Origin of the sequence: Geomonas agri, assembly GCF_020179605.1 — a bacterium.
Lineage (GTDB): Bacteria > Desulfobacterota > Desulfuromonadia > Geobacterales > Geobacteraceae > Geomonas > Geomonas agri.
Genome location: NZ_JAINZO010000002.1, coordinates 1,002,055 through 1,019,340, shown reverse-complemented (window position 1 = coordinate 1,019,340; position 17,286 = coordinate 1,002,055). Strand labels below are relative to the sequence as shown.

At 63.5% G+C, this 17,286-nt stretch carries 9 protein-coding genes; 4 read left to right on the top strand and 5 right to left on the bottom strand.

Features of this window, described 5'->3' with window-relative positions:
• Positions 1–31 precede the first annotated feature (31 nt).
• Together K7R21_RS15900 and K7R21_RS15895 are read left to right on the top strand one after the other, a co-directional pair.
• On the top strand, positions 32–2,770 hold the full coding sequence (locus K7R21_RS15900) for a phosphoenolpyruvate carboxylase (RefSeq protein WP_224984258.1): 2,739 nt from the start codon (positions 32–34) through the stop codon (positions 2,768–2,770).
• A 178-nt stretch (positions 2,771–2,948) separates the two neighbouring features.
• Positions 2,949–5,372, top strand: a complete 2,424-nt coding sequence (locus K7R21_RS15895) for a methyl-accepting chemotaxis protein (protein ID WP_224984257.1) — start codon at positions 2,949–2,951, stop codon at positions 5,370–5,372.
• Between the two features lie 131 nt (positions 5,373–5,503).
• Here K7R21_RS15895 and K7R21_RS15890 read toward each other — a convergent pair whose 3' ends face one another.
• The gene (locus tag K7R21_RS15890; protein WP_224984256.1) at positions 5,504–9,436 is read right to left on the bottom strand and encodes a multicopper oxidase domain-containing protein; all 3,933 of its coding nucleotides are present in this window, start codon (positions 9,434–9,436) and stop codon (positions 5,504–5,506) included.
• A gap of 41 nt (positions 9,437–9,477) precedes the next feature.
• Positions 9,478–9,684: a hypothetical protein gene (locus K7R21_RS15885; protein WP_224984255.1), complete on the bottom strand. Its 207-nt coding sequence runs from the start codon at positions 9,682–9,684 to the stop codon at positions 9,478–9,480.
• Between the two features lie 482 nt (positions 9,685–10,166).
• Between K7R21_RS15885 and K7R21_RS15880 the strand changes: the two genes are divergently transcribed.
• Positions 10,167–11,006: an alpha/beta fold hydrolase gene (locus tag K7R21_RS15880; RefSeq protein ID WP_224984254.1), complete on the top strand. Its 840-nt coding sequence runs from the start codon at positions 10,167–10,169 to the stop codon at positions 11,004–11,006.
• Positions 11,007–11,131: 125 nt separating this feature from the next.
• Here K7R21_RS15880 and K7R21_RS15875 read toward each other — a convergent pair whose 3' ends face one another.
• Positions 11,132–12,301, bottom strand: a complete 1,170-nt coding sequence (locus K7R21_RS15875; RefSeq protein WP_224984253.1) for an aminotransferase — start codon at positions 12,299–12,301, stop codon at positions 11,132–11,134.
• 229 nt (positions 12,302–12,530) lie between these two features.
• On the opposite strand from K7R21_RS15875, the gene K7R21_RS15870 reads away from it, so the two are divergent.
• The gene (locus tag K7R21_RS15870; protein ID WP_224984252.1) at positions 12,531–14,180 is read left to right on the top strand and encodes a methyl-accepting chemotaxis protein; all 1,650 of its coding nucleotides are present in this window, start codon (positions 12,531–12,533) and stop codon (positions 14,178–14,180) included.
• A 71-nt stretch (positions 14,181–14,251) separates the two neighbouring features.
• Here the strand turns inward: K7R21_RS15870 and K7R21_RS15865 are convergent, their stop codons facing one another.
• Together K7R21_RS15865 and K7R21_RS15860 are read right to left on the bottom strand one after the other, a co-directional pair.
• A complete protein-coding gene (locus tag K7R21_RS15865; protein ID WP_224984251.1) occupies positions 14,252–15,325 on the bottom strand; it encodes a type IV pilus twitching motility protein PilT in 1,074 nt (357 codons plus the stop codon).
• A 12-nt stretch (positions 15,326–15,337) separates the two neighbouring features.
• A complete protein-coding gene (locus K7R21_RS15860; protein WP_224984250.1) occupies positions 15,338–16,996 on the bottom strand; it encodes a GspE/PulE family protein in 1,659 nt (552 codons plus the stop codon).
• Positions 16,997–17,286: the final 290 nt, after the last annotated feature.

Below are 17,286 nucleotides of genomic sequence, written 5' to 3'. Positions count from 1 at the left end.
ACCGCACGGGGACAGGCAAGGAGGAGTCGTCATGCCCGACGCCGACGCGGCCATACCGGAAAAACTGCAGCGCGACCTCGATTACCTGATGGATTGCCTGGCCGAGATGTTCAACGGGCTGGGCGAGTCACAGCTCGCCGCCTGCCTCCCCAAGACCGGATCGATGGCCCCCTCGGAGGACTGCAAGTTCGTGCGGGCCTGGTCCATCGCTTTCCAGCTGCTCAGCATGGCCGAGGAAAACTTCGCCGTGCAGACGCGGCGGGCGGTTGAGACGAGCCAGGGGCTGGTGGCGGAGCCCGGCCTTTGGGGGCGCGTGCTGGAGAAGCTGAACAAAAGCGGGGTGCCGCAGGACCAGGTCGCGGAACTGCTCGGACAGATCAGGGTGGAACCGGTGCTCACCGCCCACCCCACCGAGGCGAAACGGGCCTCTGTGCTGCGGCACCTGCGCGAGCTCTACCTCCTGCTGGTCAAGCGTGAGAACACGGTCTGGACCCCTCTGGAGCGGGACGACATCCGGGAGGAGATCGTGACCATGCTGGAACGGCTCTGGCGCACCGGCGAAATCCACCTGGAGAAGCCGCAGGTCCTGAACGAGCTGGCGGCCATCATCTACCACCTGCGCGAGATATTCCCCCAGGTGATCCCGATCCTGGACAAGAGGATCTGCCGCGCCTGGCGCGAAGCGGGACTGCCCCGGCCTCTCTCTCCACTCACCGACCGCCTGCCCCGGGTCTCCTTCAGCACCTGGGTGGGGGGCGACCGGGACGGCCACCCCCTGGTGACTGCCGACGTCACCCAAGCCACGCTCAGGGAGTTGAGGCTGAACGCGCTCATGTTGATCCACGGGCAGCTCACCACCCTGGGCAGCCGGCTCAGCATCTCGCGGCTGCTGCTCCCCCCTCCCCCCGAACTGACCAGGCGCCTGGAGACGCTGGCTGCACCGACGGGGACATTGGGCGTCGAGGCGCTCAAGCGCAACCCCGAGGAGCCCTGGCGCCAACTGGTCAACCTGATGAAGGCGAAACTCCCGGTCGACGTCTCGGGCGGGGAGGAGATGCTCTGCGGCGACGCCGGTTCCCGCTACTGCCACTCCCGGGAACTCGAGGACGACCTGCGCCTGCTCAGGGACACCCTGGTTGCCAGCGGTGCCACGCGGCTCGCCCTCGCCGACGTGGTACCGGTTTTGCGCAGCGTGGAGGTGTTCGGCTTCCACCTGGCATCCCTGGACATCCGGCAGAACAGCGCCTTTCATGACAAGGCGGTGGAGCAGTTGCTGGCGGCGGCCGGGCTGGTGGAACGGGGCTTCTCACAGTGGCAGGAGCCCGAGCGCCTCGCCTTCCTCGATCGTGAACTCGCCTCCCCCCGCCCCTTCCTGCTCCCCGGCGCCAAGCCCGGCAAGGAAGCCGAAAGCGTAATCAGCTGCTACCGCGTGCTGGCGGCCCAGATCCGCGACTACGGCCCCGACTCGCTGGGTGCCCTCATCGTCAGCATGACCCGTTCCCTTTCCGACCTGCTGGTGGTCTACCTGCTGGCGCGTGAAGCGGGGCTCGTGGTGAGCACGGGCGAGGGACTCGCCTCCCTCCTGCCCGTGGTCCCCCTCTTCGAGACCATCAAGGACCTGGAAGGGAGCGCCGCCATCCTGGAACAGTTCCTGGCGCATCCCATGACCCGGCGCACCCTGGCCCAGCTTGGCGGTGAACAACCGGTGCAGCAGGTCATGGTCGGCTACAGCGACAGCAACAAGGACGGCGGCATCATGGCGAGTCTATGGGGGCTGTACCGCGCCCAGGAGGCGATGCTGGCCGCCGCGCGACGCCAGGGGGTGAGCCTGCGCTTCTTCCACGGCAGGGGGGGCACCATCAGCCGCGGCGCCGGCCCTACCAGCCGTTTCCTGCGCGGTCTCCCCGATGGATCGGCGGCAGGCGACCTGCGCCTCACCGAGCAGGGTGAGGTGATCTCCCAGAAGTACTCCAACCCGCTTAACGCCGCCTACCACCTGGAGCTGCTGCTCGCCGGCACCGCCGGCGTCAGCATCCCGCAGCGCGACAGGCCGGGACCGGGACACCCGCTAGAGCCGGTCATGGACCGTCTCGCCCAGCGTAGCCGCCTGGCCTATCAGCAGTTGCTGGAGAGCGACGGCTTCGTCACCTTCTTCCGCGAGGCCACCCCCATCGACGTCATCGAATCGAGCAGCATCGGTTCCCGCCCGGCGCGCCGTACCGCCCAAGCAAGCCTCGCCGACCTGCGCGCCATCCCCTGGGTCTTCAGCTGGAGCCAGGCCCGCTACTTCCTCTCCGGCTGGTACGGCATCGGCTTCGCCCTGGAAGAGCTCATGAACCATGACCCAGCCCTGTTCGGCAAGCTGGTGCGCAACTGCCAAAGCTGGACGGTACTGCACTACATCGTCAGCAACGCCGCCACCAGCGTTGCCAGCGCCAACCTCGGCATCATGAGCAACTACGCCGAACTGGTGCGCGACGCGGCGATCCGGGAGCCGATTTTCGTCACCATCGCCGATGAGTACCGGCGCACGATGCGCATGCTCGAGGAGATCTACGGCGGGTCGCTGGCCGAGCGGCGCGCCGCAGTGCACAGCTCGCTGGCCCGGCGCGAAGATGCCCTCAAGGTGCTGCACGAGCGCCAGATCGCCCTCTTGCGCCAGTGGCGCCAGGACGCCGTGCGCAGGGACAGCGCCATGTCGGGAGGGCTCTTGTTCCGGCTCCTGGAGACGGTCAACGCCATCGCAGCCGGGCTGGGCACCACCGGCTGAGCTCCCTTATCTCGCCCTCCGTCGGGACAATCCGCACCACCTCCGCCGTTTATTCCCTCATGAGTTTCCCCCCCCTCCAGCCTTAAGAAATCCGGCCTCCTGCCGAAAAGTCGTATAAGTTGCGCGACAATTCCGGAGCCAAAACCGAGGGATTATCGCGCGCTGAAGGAGCTTTCCCATGACCATCAAATCGAAGTTGATCCTCAACGCCGGCATCGTCCTGCTGGCGGTCGCCGCAGTCTCCGTCGCAAGCTTCTTCAGCATGAACTCCATCAGGGGAAAACTCTCCTATCTCACGGAAAAAAGCACGCCGTTCCAACTGCGCACCATGGAGTTCCAGCGAGCGCTGCAAGGGTCCACGGCCGACCTGGTCAAGGTAGCCGCCGCCCGCAACGAGGCAGAGTTCGCCGCGGCGAGGAAAGAGGCGGAGAAATCGCTGGCCGAGGTACAAGGTGCGCAGCAGAAATTGGAAGCCGTCTCCGGGGAAAAGCTGGAAGCGTCGACGGAATTCGGCAGCATCGCCCAGGAACTCTACGCCACCATGACCGCGCGATTGGCTTCGGAAAGGGAATCAGCCCAAGCCCATACCCTGATCCTGCAAAAAGGCCAGGAGGCAAGCGCACGCCTTCAGGAGCTGGAGGGCAAGGTCAGGGTGCTGCAGCGTTCCAGTTCATCCTCCTACGCCGCCGCCAACGACGAGGCCGACAAGACCTCCAAGAACATCGCCAGCATCGAGACGCTCAAGGTCTCCCTCAAGGAGTTGAGGTTCCTGCTCTACGACATGCAGCGGGCCCCCGAGAAAAAGCAGATCTTCAGCCAGTACGCAGGCGCGCTGAAAAAGGTACAGCAAAACAGCAACATCCGGTACAACAAGCGGATCGGCGCCCAGTTCGCCACCTTTACCGCCAAGGCCGAGCTGCTGGCCAAGACGCTGGCGGAAGGAGGCGACCCGCGCCGGGGGGAAGCGCAACTCAAGGAGGCGCTCGAGGCACTGAGCGAGGTGGACGACGAGATCGAGGACGAGGTGGACAAGGCGCAACTCCAGGTCGGGAAACTATCGGGCAAACTCCCAGGCTACCTGTCGCGCGCGAACGCCGCGGTTGACGTCCTGTCCATAAACACCGAACTGGTCTCCCTGGGCAAGTCACTCGAGGGACTGGCCGGGCGTTTTTTCTTCGCCAACACACCTGCTGAACTGGACGCAGTTGCCGCGGAGTTCGACGGGCGCTACGCGCGTCTGGGGCAGGTCGAGAAAGCGGTCGCGACCCAGCTGAAGGCGGCGGGGGCCCAAAACGAAGTGCGCATTCTGAGCGGCGTGACCGCCTCCCTGGCCGCCATACGCACCACGGTGTTCGCACAGGACGGTATCCTGGTCAAGCTGCGCCAGAAGATGCAGCTCGAGCAGCAAGCGGAACGGGGATCAGCCCGGTTGCGCGAGGTGGTGGCGAAGCAGGCGGAAAAGGGGAAAAAGACGGTGTCGACCGCACAGGAGGGGCAGGAGCAGGCGATCGGAACCGTGAACCGGACCATACGCTTCAGCATGACCCTGATCCTGGTCATCGCCGCCTGCACCGGAGTCCTGGGAAACGTGGTGGGGGTGTGGATCTTCCGGAGCATCACCCGCCCCATCCAGCAGTTGACTGCGCTGGCGGAACAGGCGGCGGAAGGGAACCTGGCCATCAGCATTGATGGGGACCGCAAGGACGAGATCGGGCGCGTTCAACTTGCCATGTCGCGCATGCTGGCCAGTCTCAGGAACGTGGTGGGGAGGATCGGCGACGCCACCTGCACCCTCGCCAGCAGTTCCGAACAGATGACCGCCACGGCCGGGGTGCTCGAGGACGGAGCGGCACGCCAGGCGCACCGGGTGGAGGAGTCGGCGCTCTCCATGGCACAGATGACAGCCACCACCGTCGAGATGGCCCAGAGCGCCTCGACCACCGCCGGCGCTGCCGATACCATGATGGAAATCGCTGTTGCCGGGAAACAGGCCATGCAGCAGACCACCGAACAGTTGCAACGCTTTGCGCAGACCTTTTCCGAAACGGCGGGGATGGTGGAACAGTTGAGCGGGCAGTCGGCGCAGATCTGCGAGATCGGGGTCCTGATCCGGGACATCGCCGACCAGACCAATCTGCTGGCGCTCAACGCCGCCATCGAGGCGGCACGTGCCGGTGAGCAGGGGAGAGGTTTCGCGGTGGTCGCGGACAACGTCAGGGAGCTTGCCGAACGGACCGCAGCGGCCACCGCCGAAATCGACCACACCGTGAAAGCCATGCAGGACAGCGTGAACCGGTCGGTGCGCAAGATGAGCGAGGAGCGCACCTCGGTCGACACCATCATGAGCCGGGTCCAGGGGACCGAGGAAGCCATAGACCACATCGCCACTTACGTGGAGCAGGTGCACGAGATGGTGCGTCGCATCGCGGTTGCCACCGAGGAGCAATCGGCAACCAGCACCGAGGTTGGCCACAACGTGGACGAGATCGCGGGGCTCACCAGGGAGTTGCGTACGGCCTGCAGTGGTATCCGGGAATCCTCCGCCGGACTTTCCTGCCTGGCCGGAGAACTGAAAGGTATGGTGGAGTGGTTCCGGGTCTGACCCCGGAGTACATAGCGGACAAAGCGAAGGCCCCTTGCATCTGCCAGGGGCCTTTTGCATTGCTGCTGGTTGGGGAAAAAATCCCCGGGGAGGAGGACCAGCACCTCCTCCCCAGGCAAGGACGGCTGATGCTACGGGTTGGTGGTGATGGGGAACGGAGTAGCGTTCACCCATCCGGAGGAAACGATAGCGCCGTTATTGGACCTGATCCGGTACCAGTACTTGGTGTTGCGGGCAAGCCCGGTCTGGGTCAGGGTGGTCACCCCGGCATTGAGGTTGACACTGTTCAGGTTCTTGGTGAAGGCCGAGTCGGTGGCTCTCTGGATGGTGAAGCCGGTTTCGTTGCTGGAAAGATCCTGCCAATTAAGGACCACGCTCCTGCTGTTGCCGCTGTTAGCGCCGTTGGTGGCAGTGAAGTTCCCCGGTGCGGCCGGCTGTGCCGGGAGCAGGATGGTCGGGGAAACGGCGTACCCGGAGAGGCCGGCGACGTTCACGGCGGCGACGCGGTAGACGTAGGTGGCGTCGGCTGCCGAGAGGGTCAGGTTGTCGGTGTAGGTCACGCTGCCGGTCCCGGTGCGGGCCGGAAGCTTGGCCAGCAGGGTGAAGGCACCGCCGTTCACGGAGCGCTCAAGTACGAAGCCGGTTTCGGTGGTCGCGTTGTCGGTGAAGGTGATAGTCACCTTCGGGCCGGCTGCCAGAACCGCGGTCATGTTGGTCGGTGCGACCGGGGCGCTACCGGTGAAGAGCGGTGCCGAGGCCGACTGCACGGTCATGCTCGGCATCTGGCCGCCGTAGCCGACGGTGTTCAGTGCCAGTACTTGGTACTCGGTGACCACGCTCGGGCTGTAGACCGCCGGATCCTGCAGGGTCTTGATACCGGTGGTGTTGGCCTGGTCCAGCGGAGAGGCGATGGTCCCCACGGTGGTCCAGGTTGTGCCGTCGGTAGTTTTGCGGACCACGTAGGAGGTCTCGCTGATGGAGTTGTCGTTCCAGTTCAAGGTGAGCCGCGCCTTGTTGCCGTTGCCGGATGTGGTGAAGGCCAAGCCGTCAGCCTGCTTCGGCGGCAGGGCCAGGGAGACCGGACGCATCATGTCCATCTCTTCGTGGCTCAGGATGTGGCAATGCCATACGTATTCCCACCCGAAGTTGACCAGCTGGTTGATGATGGCGTTGGTCGGGTTGCCGGAGACGTCGGTGGGCTCGAACATCGCGGTGGAGCCGGCCGGCATCATCGGGTTGAGCATCCTGATGCTGTTCGGGATCTCGAACGGCAGCGTCGGAACGATCGGCCTCAGGGCGACGATGGTGTCTTCCAGCGGGCTGACGCGCACGGTGTCTTTCCAGCCGAGCTCGTTGGCATCCGGCGGGATGATGATGTTGTCCCAGGTCACGCGGTTGATTACCTGCACGTCGTAGAGGTGGAAGTGGATCGGGTGGGTGTCCACGCCGTTATGGGTGATTTTCCAGATCTGGGTGCCATCCTGGGTCGTGATCGGGGTGATGTTCAGGTCCCCCTTGGGCAGGTTGGTGCCGTCGATCAGCTCGGTGGCCGGGTTGACGTACGGGTAGAGCACTACGTTCTGTGCGCCCGGGGCCGCCGGAACGGCCTCGACGCCGATGTTGGCGGTCATCCTGCCGAATTCGTCGAAGGCAACTGCGTTCATCTCGTCGTGCAGCGCTTTGGGCTGCAGCGGGATCTGGAACTTCGTGGTCGGCGCGGCCAGGGTGTTGAAACCGAACAGGTCGCCGCCCTGGTCCGAGATGCGAGCGAAACCGTCGCAAGACTGCTTGGCGCTCCCCGGAGCGTTGCACCAGCTGGCTGCCGGGAAGTTGGTGCCGTAGGCCGAGTTGTAGGCTGCCTGGCCGACGATGATCGGGTGCTGGCCGGATTCGAAGACGCCGGAGCCGTCGGCCTGGTGCGCGAACGCTGCCTGCAGCGAGGTGAGGTCGAAGGCGGCCGGGGTCACGGTCGGATCCGGCAGCGGGTTAACCCGGATCTGCATCACGGTCCTGGTGTTGGGGCCGTAGCCCGGGATTACGCCAGGTGCACCGACCGGAGAGAGGTCGGGGGCGCCGGTGTAGTAGTCGTAGCTTGCCACGCGTGCCGGGTAGGCAGCCGGGGCGTCGTTGTAGAGGATCAGCGTCTTGCCAGCGTACTTGGAGAAGTCGACGATCACGTCGGCCCTTTCAGCCGGTGCCAGCGCCAGGGAGTGCTGGTCCACGTTACCCACGTCGAAGCGGGTGGGATCGGTGATCCAGGTGATGGGCTGCGGCGGGATCACGGCCGGTGCCGGGAGGAAGCCGCCCTCGCTGCCGATCTGGATCCAGTCCGGGCCCTTCGGGGAGAGGTTGGTGTCCGGAGTCGGGAACACGTTCGGGTCGAGCTGTGCTGCGGCGAGTTCGGCCACCTTGAAGGCCACCTCGGTACCGCCGATCGGGTTGCCGTCGGCATTCACGGAGGCGCTGGCGGTGTTGACGTCGGCTTCGTACATCTGCAGGTTGAAGAAGCGGTCGTTGGCGGCGTTCAGGATGCGCAGACGGTACGCCTTGGGATCGACCGTGGTGTACGGGTAGACGGTGCCGTTGACGACCGGCGTGTCGTTGAACTGCTCCATCCCCACCGAAATGTTCGGGGTACCAGGAATCATCTCAGGCTCGCAGAACGGGTCGGTCTGGTATTGCCAGGTGGTGGAGTCATTCAGGTCGCACGGTTTGGCGAGTGGCGTGGTGAAGGCGGTCGCCGGATCCATGTTGAAGCGCGGGTTCTTGATCGGCGGGTACACCGGCTTGGCCGGGGGCCAGAACCAGGGGCCGTACATCCAGCGGCCGAAAGCGCTCATGCCGCTCGGGTCGCTCGGGTTTTGCGCGGGCATGTAGACGTGGTGGTACCAGAGGTTGCCGAAGCCACCCCAGCGGTCGGCATCCCAAGTCGGGTCTTGGTCATAGAGCTGGCCCGTGCGGGCAACCTTGTCGCCCTGCGGTACGAAGGTGCGGTCCTGAATGATGAGCGGAATGGTGCTGTTGCCGTCGGGGATGAGCCCCTTGGTGATCAGTGCCTGCTCGGTCTCGTCCTGGATCACGTAGCCGGCAGCCTCACCCGCGTAGACGTTGAGACGGGTGATGCCCCAGGCGTGGTCATGATAGAACATGAGACGTGCGCTCTGCTGGTTGGTGTAGAAGAAGGTGATGGCGCCGGGGCCCGGATCGGGCATGTCCGGAACGTTCTTCACGCTCACGCCGGCCGGCCAGGGCGTCATTTCGTCTTTGGGGGTGGTCCACTGGTGCGGGGTACCGTCGCTGATCCAGGGGGTCACGCCGCCGTGGAGGTGCAGGGTCGCCCTGTTGTCCTTGAAGCACATGTCGGATTTGGGGTTGGCGGTGCACATCGGGTTGCGCACGTCGTCGGTTACCGTACCGGCGTCCATCGGAGTCATCATCGACATCGGTCCCATGCCCGAACCCATCATGGTGGAGTCGACGGGGAGGAACAGGTCGCCACCTGCGCCATTGGGGAGCAGGTTGCGGAACAGGATCCTTACCGGACGGTCCTTCTGGGCCACGATGACCGGTCCGAGGTAATTAGGGGGAGTCACGCCGGTGTAGCCGGCGACGGACACGGTGGTGCCGTCAACCATGGCGTTGGTGAGGGCAACCTGGTTGCCGGGGACGACCGTCGTGGAAAGTTGAACGTAGCCACGCAGCAGGGTCGGCGGCAGGTCGGAGTGCATCTTCTGGCGGTACTGCACCACGCCGATCTCGTAGTAGTCCGATCCCGGGTAGGTCGTGGTGTCCGCGACGGCAACCGGGAGGTACTGACCGAGGTCGTTCGCGTTGCTCTCGCCCAGGCCGGGCAGCTTGTTCACGAACTTTTTGATGCCGCCGGAGACTGCACCGGTAAACGGGTCGACCGTCGGCAGCGGGCTCAGCGCCCAGTTGGGAGCCGGTCCGAAATAATGGGGTACTTTCGTTTCGTCGATAGCCTGTGCTGGTGGAGGAGCCAGTCCCCATAGCGTGATCACCAGCGTTGCCAGGCACGCCACCAATGTTGTTCTCAGCCTGTCCATAACTTCCTCCTTTTACATATCAAGGTCGTTTCTTTGCTGGTTTACTTCTTCATTGCCTGTTGTCTCTTGGCGTGTCCTTTCTTTTCCAAGTCCTGCATCTTCTTGCTTCGTTCCATCTTCGCTTGCGCAACCTTCTTGGCATTCTGGATGCCCTTCGCTGTCTTGGGAGCCGCTCCCTTCCCGGCCGGGGCAGCGTTCGCGGCTACCGCCAACGCCAGGGTCAGTATCAGCCCCGCTGTCATTGTCATTAATCGCCTCATAACCGTATCCTCCTTTACGCCCAGTAGTTGTCACATCACCGTTTTCGATTACAGGTCTAGTCCATTCTGGTGGAACCAATGCCCAAGTAATTACAGGGACCGTGCCACAAGTCATAAAAAAAATTTTCGACTAATATTCCGATAGTTACGACTGGAGGAGACGGAAGCTGGGCCAGTGACGGCTGTCGCGAGTTGGAGGCTCTTTATAAGGTTAAGTAAACGCGAAGCCGCTCCAGTCATGGATTTGCTGGCGCGGTATACGTTTGGATACAAGTTGATGCTTTTTTGCACCCCTTCACATTGCAGCGGATCGGTCTTGTGCCACGGATCACCACGAGCGGCACCGGGACGGTTCAGTGGTTCGTTTGACTTGTCCAGGAAATGTTGTATCTGAACAACTTGCGCCGGACCCGGCGCCGGATAACCGCTGCCTAACCACTCGAGAGGGTGAGGAACGTGAGGAGGTACCGATGAGCTACATCACCGTGGGGAAGGAGAATTCCTGCAACATCGACCTTTATTACGAGGATTTGGGAGACGGGCAGCCGGTGGTGCTGATCCACGGCTGGCCGCTCAGCGGCAGGTCGTGGGAGCGGCAGGTGCCCGCGCTGCTGGGGGCGGGATATCGGGTGGTGACCTACGACCGGCGCGGCTTTGGGCAGTCGGGGCGGCCGTCGACCGGCTACGACTACGACACACTGGCGGCCGACCTGAACGCCCTTTTGAATGCACTGGACCTGCGCGACGCGGTGTTGGTGGGATTCTCGATGGGAGGCGGCGAGGTGGCGCGCTACCTGGGACGCTATGGTTCCGAGCGCATCCAGAAGGCGGTGTTTATGGCGGCGGTGACGCCGTTCCTGCTGAAGCGGCCGGACAATCCGGCGGGGCTGGACAGCGACATCTTCCAGGGGATCCGGCAGGGAATAAGGAGCGACCGGCTCTCTTTTTTGACCAGCTTTCTCGGTAACTTCTACAACGTGCATGCGTTTGGGGGGAAGAAGGTGAGCGAAGAGGTGCTTAGGCTTAGCTGGAGCATCGCGGCCATGGCCTCGCCCATCGCGACGCTCTCGTGCGTGCATTCCTGGCTCACCGATTTCCGGGAGGACCTGTTGAGCATCAAGATCCCGACCCTGGTCATGCACGGCGACGATGACCGGATCCTCCCCTTCGCCGCCACCGGGAGCCGGACCCACGAAGCGATCGAGGGAAGCCGTCTCATCGTCGTCGCCGGCGCCCCGCACGGCCTCAACTGGACCCACGCAGAGGAGGTCAACGATGGGCTGATCGATTTCCTGCAGGAAGCACTTTAAGCCAAACCATTACCAAGGGGGACTTCTGAGGACTTCTGAGAAACCAAAGGCAGGAGAAAGACGATTTTTTTGCACCCCTTCTTTGACGTTCTCAGATTTCCTCCTTGTGAATGGTTTTTTGGTTGTCAACTTTTGAAGTCCCGGAACCGCTGCACCGCCTCGGGGATGACTTCCTCCTTGATGTTCCCGAAGGCCAGCCTCAGGTACCCCTCCAACCCCGGCCCGAACACCTCGCCGGGAAGAAGCAGCATCCCCGACTCCTCAACCAGCCGCTTTGCCACCTCCCGTCCCGTCCGCCCCGCACAAGGATGCGCCACCCACCCAAAGAAGGGACCGCTCGCCACTAGCCGGAACGGGTTGCCGGGCTTGGTCATCTCGCCCCGGAACACCTCGTGGCGCCGCTCCATCATGACCCGGTTTTGTGCCACCCACTCGGAAAGATGGTCCAGACCGTACTGCACCGCGTGCTGGGTGACCCGGGGCTGGCAGACCGCCATGGTGTCCTGCGCCTTGAGGGCATGCTCGATGAACGTGCTTGATGCGGCCAACATCCCGGCGCGGTAGCCGGTGAGCGCGAAGGTCTTGCCAAAGGAGGCGATGTGAACGAAGTGGTCGCCCCAACAAGGATCCCGAAACAGGTCGTGGGGACGGACGCCGCCGGTGATGAAACTGTTGTAGGTCTCGTCCAGCACCAGCGCCACGTTGTGGCGCCGGGCCAACTGGTGGAGTTCGTTGATGGTCTCGGGCGGGATAACGGCGCCGGTGGGGTTACTGGGGGTAACCAGGAGGATGGCGCGCGTCTTGTCCGTGATCAGCCCGGCGATGGCCGCGACGTCGGGCAAGCCTCCGGTCGATTCGTCGAAGGGTGCGAACACGCAGCGGATGCCGAGGACGGCGAGCGCCATAGGGTGGTCAAAGTAGGCGGGGAGCTGCACGATGACTTCGTCGCCGGCTCGGCAGAGGGTCACCATGGCGAGCCAGAGCGCCTGGCTGGCCCCGATAGTGAGGCAGATCTGGGATGGGTCGATGCAGGCGTCGTAGAGCCGTCGGTAGCCGCGGCAGACCGCCTCGCGCACCTCGGGGAGCCCCTCGTCGATGCTGTAGCGTGAGGTGAGCGGGTCGCGCATCACCTGTTCAAGGTGGTCGATCAGTTCGGGCGGGGGCGGGTAATCCGGGATCGCCTGGCACAGGTCGATCAGTGCAAGCTTCGGGTTGGCGGCCGCCAGCCATCCCTTCACCTCCGAGATCGGCGGCGGGTGGACCCTCTCTATCAGTTCCGAAACGGGAAACTTCATCCACTCCCCCCTCATGAGCATGGCGGCTCTGCCGCACGCCCCTTAATACAACTCTTCACTCGTGGCGGCAACAGTTTTTACGGAACCCCAAAACCATTTGCCTCGATGTGTAAACAAAATAATGTTAAATCCCGATCAGGAAGGTAAAGTTCGCGGCGAAGCTGGCGATAAGGCCACCACGCCGGTAACTTACCGAGTTATCGCGGAAAATTGCCCCGGAGGTTCATTGATGCTAGGCAACCTGAAGATAGGCACCCGCCTTTTCATTCTGTTCAACACAGTGCTTTTGTTCATCGTGCTCATTGGTGTTGCGAGCTACTGGGGCATGGGCAGAATGCAGTCCCACCTGAACGACCTTGTCGGTAACCGCGGCACACTTCAGGACAACTCGCAGATGGCCCTGGCCCGCGTCAACATGATGCGGCGCTACGAGAAGGACTTCTTCCTGAACATGGGCGACCCCGCCAAGATGGCCGGGTACCGGAAGAAATGGGACGCCACGCTGGAACAACTGAACCAGCTGGTGGATTCCTCTCTGAAGCTCGTCTCCACCCCCGGCTACCCCAACGCCGCGCGGGACCGCGAATGCCTCACAGCCATTCGAAGCGAGATCGATGCCTACGTGGCAGGGTTCCGGGCCGTCGCCGGACGCGTGGAAAAGGGAGCAATCACCACGCCTCAGGATGCCAACAAGGCGATCGAAGAGTACAAAGCCGCGACGCACCACTCGGAGGAACAGATCGGCCGCTTCGTCGAAAACATGGAAAAGGAGATGACCGCGACAACGGAGCAGGCGGTCGCGACCAGCCACCGGCTGAAGGTAAGCGTCCTGGTGCTGGCGTTAATTGCCGCCGCGGTGGCCTGGCTGCTGGGTTTTGTGGCGGCGCGCTCTATCACGAAGCCGCTGGAAAAGCTGGTGTCGGTGGCTCAAAGCATCGCCAATGGCGACCTTGGCTGTGAGGTGTCGGTGACCTCGCGGGACGAGACCGGCGAGTTGACTGCCGCCGTGCAGACCATGGCGCAGAACCTGCGCCGCATCATCGGAGAGGTCGCCGACCATGCAGCACAGGTGGCCGCCGCAGCCGCCCAGCTGCACCATACCGCCGAAGGCATCGCTGGAGGCGCCGAGCGCGTGGCCGCTCAAACCGGTGCTGTCGCCAGCGCCGGCGAGGAGATGTCGGCCACCTCAGGCGAGATCGCCTCCAACTCGCAGCTAGCAGCGGAAGGGGCTCACAACGCCGCGGTGGCGGCTCAGACCGGGGCAGCCGTAGTTGAAAAGACAGTGACCGTGATGGCGCAGATCGCTGCCAAGGTGCAGGAGAGTGCGCGTACCGTGGAGAGCCTCGGGCAGCGCTCGGACCAGATCGGGGCCATCATCGGAACCATCGAGGACATCGCCGACCAGACCAACCTCCTGGCGCTCAATGCCGCTATCGAGGCGGCGCGCGCCGGTGACCAGGGGCGCGGCTTCGCGGTCGTGGCGGACGAGGTGCGGGCCCTGGCCGAGCGGACCACCAAGGCGACCCACGAGACCGGCGATTTGATAAAGGCGATCCAGCGGGAGACCAGGGAGGCGGTCGAGGCGATGGAGCAGGGGGTGCGGCAGGTGGAGGCGGGTACCGTGGAGGCGTCGGGATCGGGGGGGGCGCTGCGCGCGATCCTGGAGCAGGTGAGTTCAGTGGCGCTACAGGTGCAGCAGATCGCCGTCGCGGCCGAGGAGCAGAGCGCGACCAACGAGGAGATCGCCGACAGCATGCAGCAGATCACCCTGGTGGTGCAGGAAACGTCGCGGGGAGCGCAGGATTCGGTGAACGCGGCAGAGCAGTTGAACCGCAACGCGGAGCAGCTGCAGCAGCTGGTGCGCCAGTTCCGGCTTTAAAATTCAGAAACCAGAAACAAAAGCCACGCTTGCGGACCCAAGCGTGGCCAATGATTTTCGCTTTTTGCTTCTTAATGCTCCTGCGGTGGCGCGGTGAGGTACTGCTCGAACTGCCGCTTGTCCTGGCAGCAGCGGTAGGCCTCCTCGGGGGACACCTTCTTGGTCTTTAACAGATCCAGGATGTGCTGATCCATGAGCTGCATGCCGTCCTTTCTGCCGGTCTGCATGATGGACGGGATCTGGAAGGTCTTGGCCTCGCGGATCAGGTTGCCGATGGCCGGGTTCCAGACCATGATCTCCTGCGCCGCCGCACGCCCCTTGCCGTCGGCCGTCTTCAGAAGCTGCTGGCACACCACTCCTCTCAGGGATTCAGAAAGGATGGCCCGCACCTGCTCCTGCGCGTCCTTGGGAAAGACGTCGATGATGCGATCCACGGTCTTCGCGGCGGAACTCGTGTGCAGGGTACCGAAGACCAGGTGACCGGTCTCGGCGGCGCTCATGGCGAGGCTGATGGTCTCCAGGTCGCGCATCTCGCCTACCAGGATGACGTCCGGGTCCTCCCTGAGTGCCGCTCTGAGCGCACTGGCGAAGCTCTCGGAATGCTCGCCGATTTGGCGCTGGTTGAACAGCGACATCTTGTTCTCGTGGATGAATTCCAGCGGATCCTCGAGGGTCAGGATGTGCTCTCGCCGCGTGCTGTTGATCAGGTCGATCATGGCGGCCAGCGTGGTCGACTTGCCGCTCCCGGTGGGGCCGGTGACCAGCACCATCCCCTTCCTGAGCTTGGTCATGTTGCGGATCCCCTCGGGGAGACCGAGGTCGTCGGCGGACAGGATCTTGCTCGGGATGATACGAAACACGGCTGCGATGCCGCGATGCTGCATCATGTAGTTGCCGCGGAAGCGCGCCAGCCCCGGCACCGAGTAGGCGAAGTCGAGGTCGTGCTTCTCCTCGAAGTGCTCGCGCTGCTTGGGGGTCAGTATCTCGTAGAGGATCGCCTTCAGCTCCTCGTGCGTCAGAGTCTTGAAGTTCTGGCGCTCCATCTCGCCGCGCAAACGGAAGATCGGCGGGGAGCCCGCAGAGAGGTGTAAATCGGAAGCTCCGGCGTCGTTTAGCAGCTTGAACAGCGCATCAATCCTTGCCATATCTTCTCTCCATCACAGTATTATTGAGGCAACGTACTCGCCCGGGGCGATCTCGCCCCGCTCCAGCAGTTCCGCCCCCTCCTCCGCGATGCCCCTAAAGCCATTCTCCCTCAGGTAGCGCACCAGCTCGTCGCTGTCGCGGATCATCTCCAACGCCTCCAGGAGATCCTTGTCGAACCGGATCACGTCCAGAAGGTATTTCTTGCCGCTGTACCCGGTCTGATCGCAGGCGGGGCAACCGGCCGGGCGGTAATAGGCGCGCTCGCCGGGGACCAGCCTGAGTGCCGCCAGCTCCTCGGGCGCCGGTGTGTAGCGCTCCTTGCAGTCGGGGCACAACAGCAGCACGCAACGGCTGGAAACCACTCCCTTCACGTGGGTGGGAATGAGGTAGTTCTTCTGGATCAGGTAGATGAGCTGCTTGAGCACCTCGCCCTTGTTCGCGTGCGACATCCCCGCTACCACCAGTTTGCCGCGCATAACGGCCTTGCTCGCCGCGACGAAGGTGGAGAGGTCGGTCACGTCTTCGATCACCAGGATGTCCGGGTCGTGCTCCATGGCCGCACCGATGACGGTGGCGTTGTCCTCGCAACTGCAACGGACGCTGGCAAGACGTGGGAAACGGCTCTTGCCGCGGCCCAGCCGCTCGCCGATCAGCAGCACGTTACGGTCGGCATGGTCGCAGGAATCGAGAAACAGGTCGATGAGCCGGCTGCGCTCCTCGGCGGAGCGCCCGGCGAAGAGGATCAGGCCGTCCCTTGCGGCGGCGAGGCTGACTAGGTCGTCGCGCTGGCGCGTGGTGAGCCCCAAGTCCTCCATGGTATTCAACTGGGGCGCCACGGTGTGCAGCCTGAGTGTCACGTACTCGCCGCCGTCACCTGCCATGAGAAACGCCTGGAAGGGGATCTTCTTACCCTGCAAGAGGAACTTCATCACACCGCTAGCTGCCCCCTCTCCGTCGGTCGGGAGCCCCGACAGTCGTCGGATACGCTCAGTGAGGCGGGGGTAGTGGGTCATGGCGATCCTGCCCAGCTCGATGCTCTTGTGACCGCTGCGCACCACGACGCGCACCTGGTCTCCCAAGGGCTGCAGGGCGATCCCGGAGAACTTCTTCTGCACCACGCGCAACAGCAGGTGGTTCAGGAGCATGGCGCCAGTCAGGTCGGCGTTGACCGCAGCGAGCACGTTGGCGCTGAACTGTCCGGAGATGAAGCCCAGCTCCGGCTGGGTGACGTCCGGCCCGTACAGGATCTCGTGCATCTCCCTGATCTCGCGGATCAGGCCCACCGAGATGTTGATGTTGCAGCCGGAGACGCGGGAGAGTTCCTCGATGGCCTCCTTGTTGAGCGGGTCGGCCATGGCCACCGACAGCTCGCTGCCGATGAGGACCACCGGACACAGGCTGTGGCGCCGGGCCAGTTGCCCCGGGACCTTCTCCACCGCAGCTGGGTCGATGTTTTCCTTCTTGAGTCGTACGTAGGGAATGTTCAGCTGGTTGGCGAGTGCCCAGTCGATGTCCTCCTGGGTGACCACCCCCATCCGGACCAGCGCCTCGCCGACCCGGCATCCCGAGACCTTCTGCGCCTCGAGGGCGGCCCTCAACTCGTGCTCGGTGATAATCTGGGATTTGAAGAGTACCTCACCGATGGACCCTTCCTTGACAAGCCCGTTCATTGCATAACCTCCGGGATACTGCAGATGGCCGTGCCAGGGGAAATGTACCTGAAAACGCCCCGATTGACAATTGACAATGGAGCAGACGAATCAATTGGCAATCGACGGTCGACCAGACAAATCGATTGACAATTGACGGTGGACTAATTGACAATGCGATGGGCAGCAGGCCCAGTGGCAATAGCCGGCTCTGCCAAAGGCAACGAAGCCCCGGATGCGAAACCTCGACGTAAGCAGAACCTCAACGCAGATCCCTTCCCGCTTATCTGTCAGTCGCGTTGCAAGTCACT

Coding starts and splice junctions, on each gene's coding strand:
- K7R21_RS15895 (WP_224984257.1), top strand. CDS start 2,949: ATGACCATCAAATCGAAGTTGATCCTCAACGCCGGCATCGTCCTGCTG.
- K7R21_RS15875 (WP_224984253.1), bottom strand. CDS start 12,301: ATGAAGTTTCCCGTTTCGGAACTGATAGAGAGGGTCCACCCGCCGCCG.
- K7R21_RS15880 (WP_224984254.1), top strand. CDS start 10,167: ATGAGCTACATCACCGTGGGGAAGGAGAATTCCTGCAACATCGACCTT.
- K7R21_RS15865 (WP_224984251.1), bottom strand. CDS start 15,325: ATGGCAAGGATTGATGCGCTGTTCAAGCTGCTAAACGACGCCGGAGCT.
- K7R21_RS15885 (WP_224984255.1), bottom strand. CDS start 9,684: ATGACAATGACAGCGGGGCTGATACTGACCCTGGCGTTGGCGGTAGCC.
- K7R21_RS15860 (WP_224984250.1), bottom strand. CDS start 16,996: ATGAACGGGCTTGTCAAGGAAGGGTCCATCGGTGAGGTACTCTTCAAA.
- K7R21_RS15890 (WP_224984256.1), bottom strand. CDS start 9,436: ATGGACAGGCTGAGAACAACATTGGTGGCGTGCCTGGCAACGCTGGTG.
- K7R21_RS15870 (WP_224984252.1), top strand. CDS start 12,531: ATGCTAGGCAACCTGAAGATAGGCACCCGCCTTTTCATTCTGTTCAAC.
- K7R21_RS15900 (WP_224984258.1), top strand. CDS start 32: ATGCCCGACGCCGACGCGGCCATACCGGAAAAACTGCAGCGCGACCTC.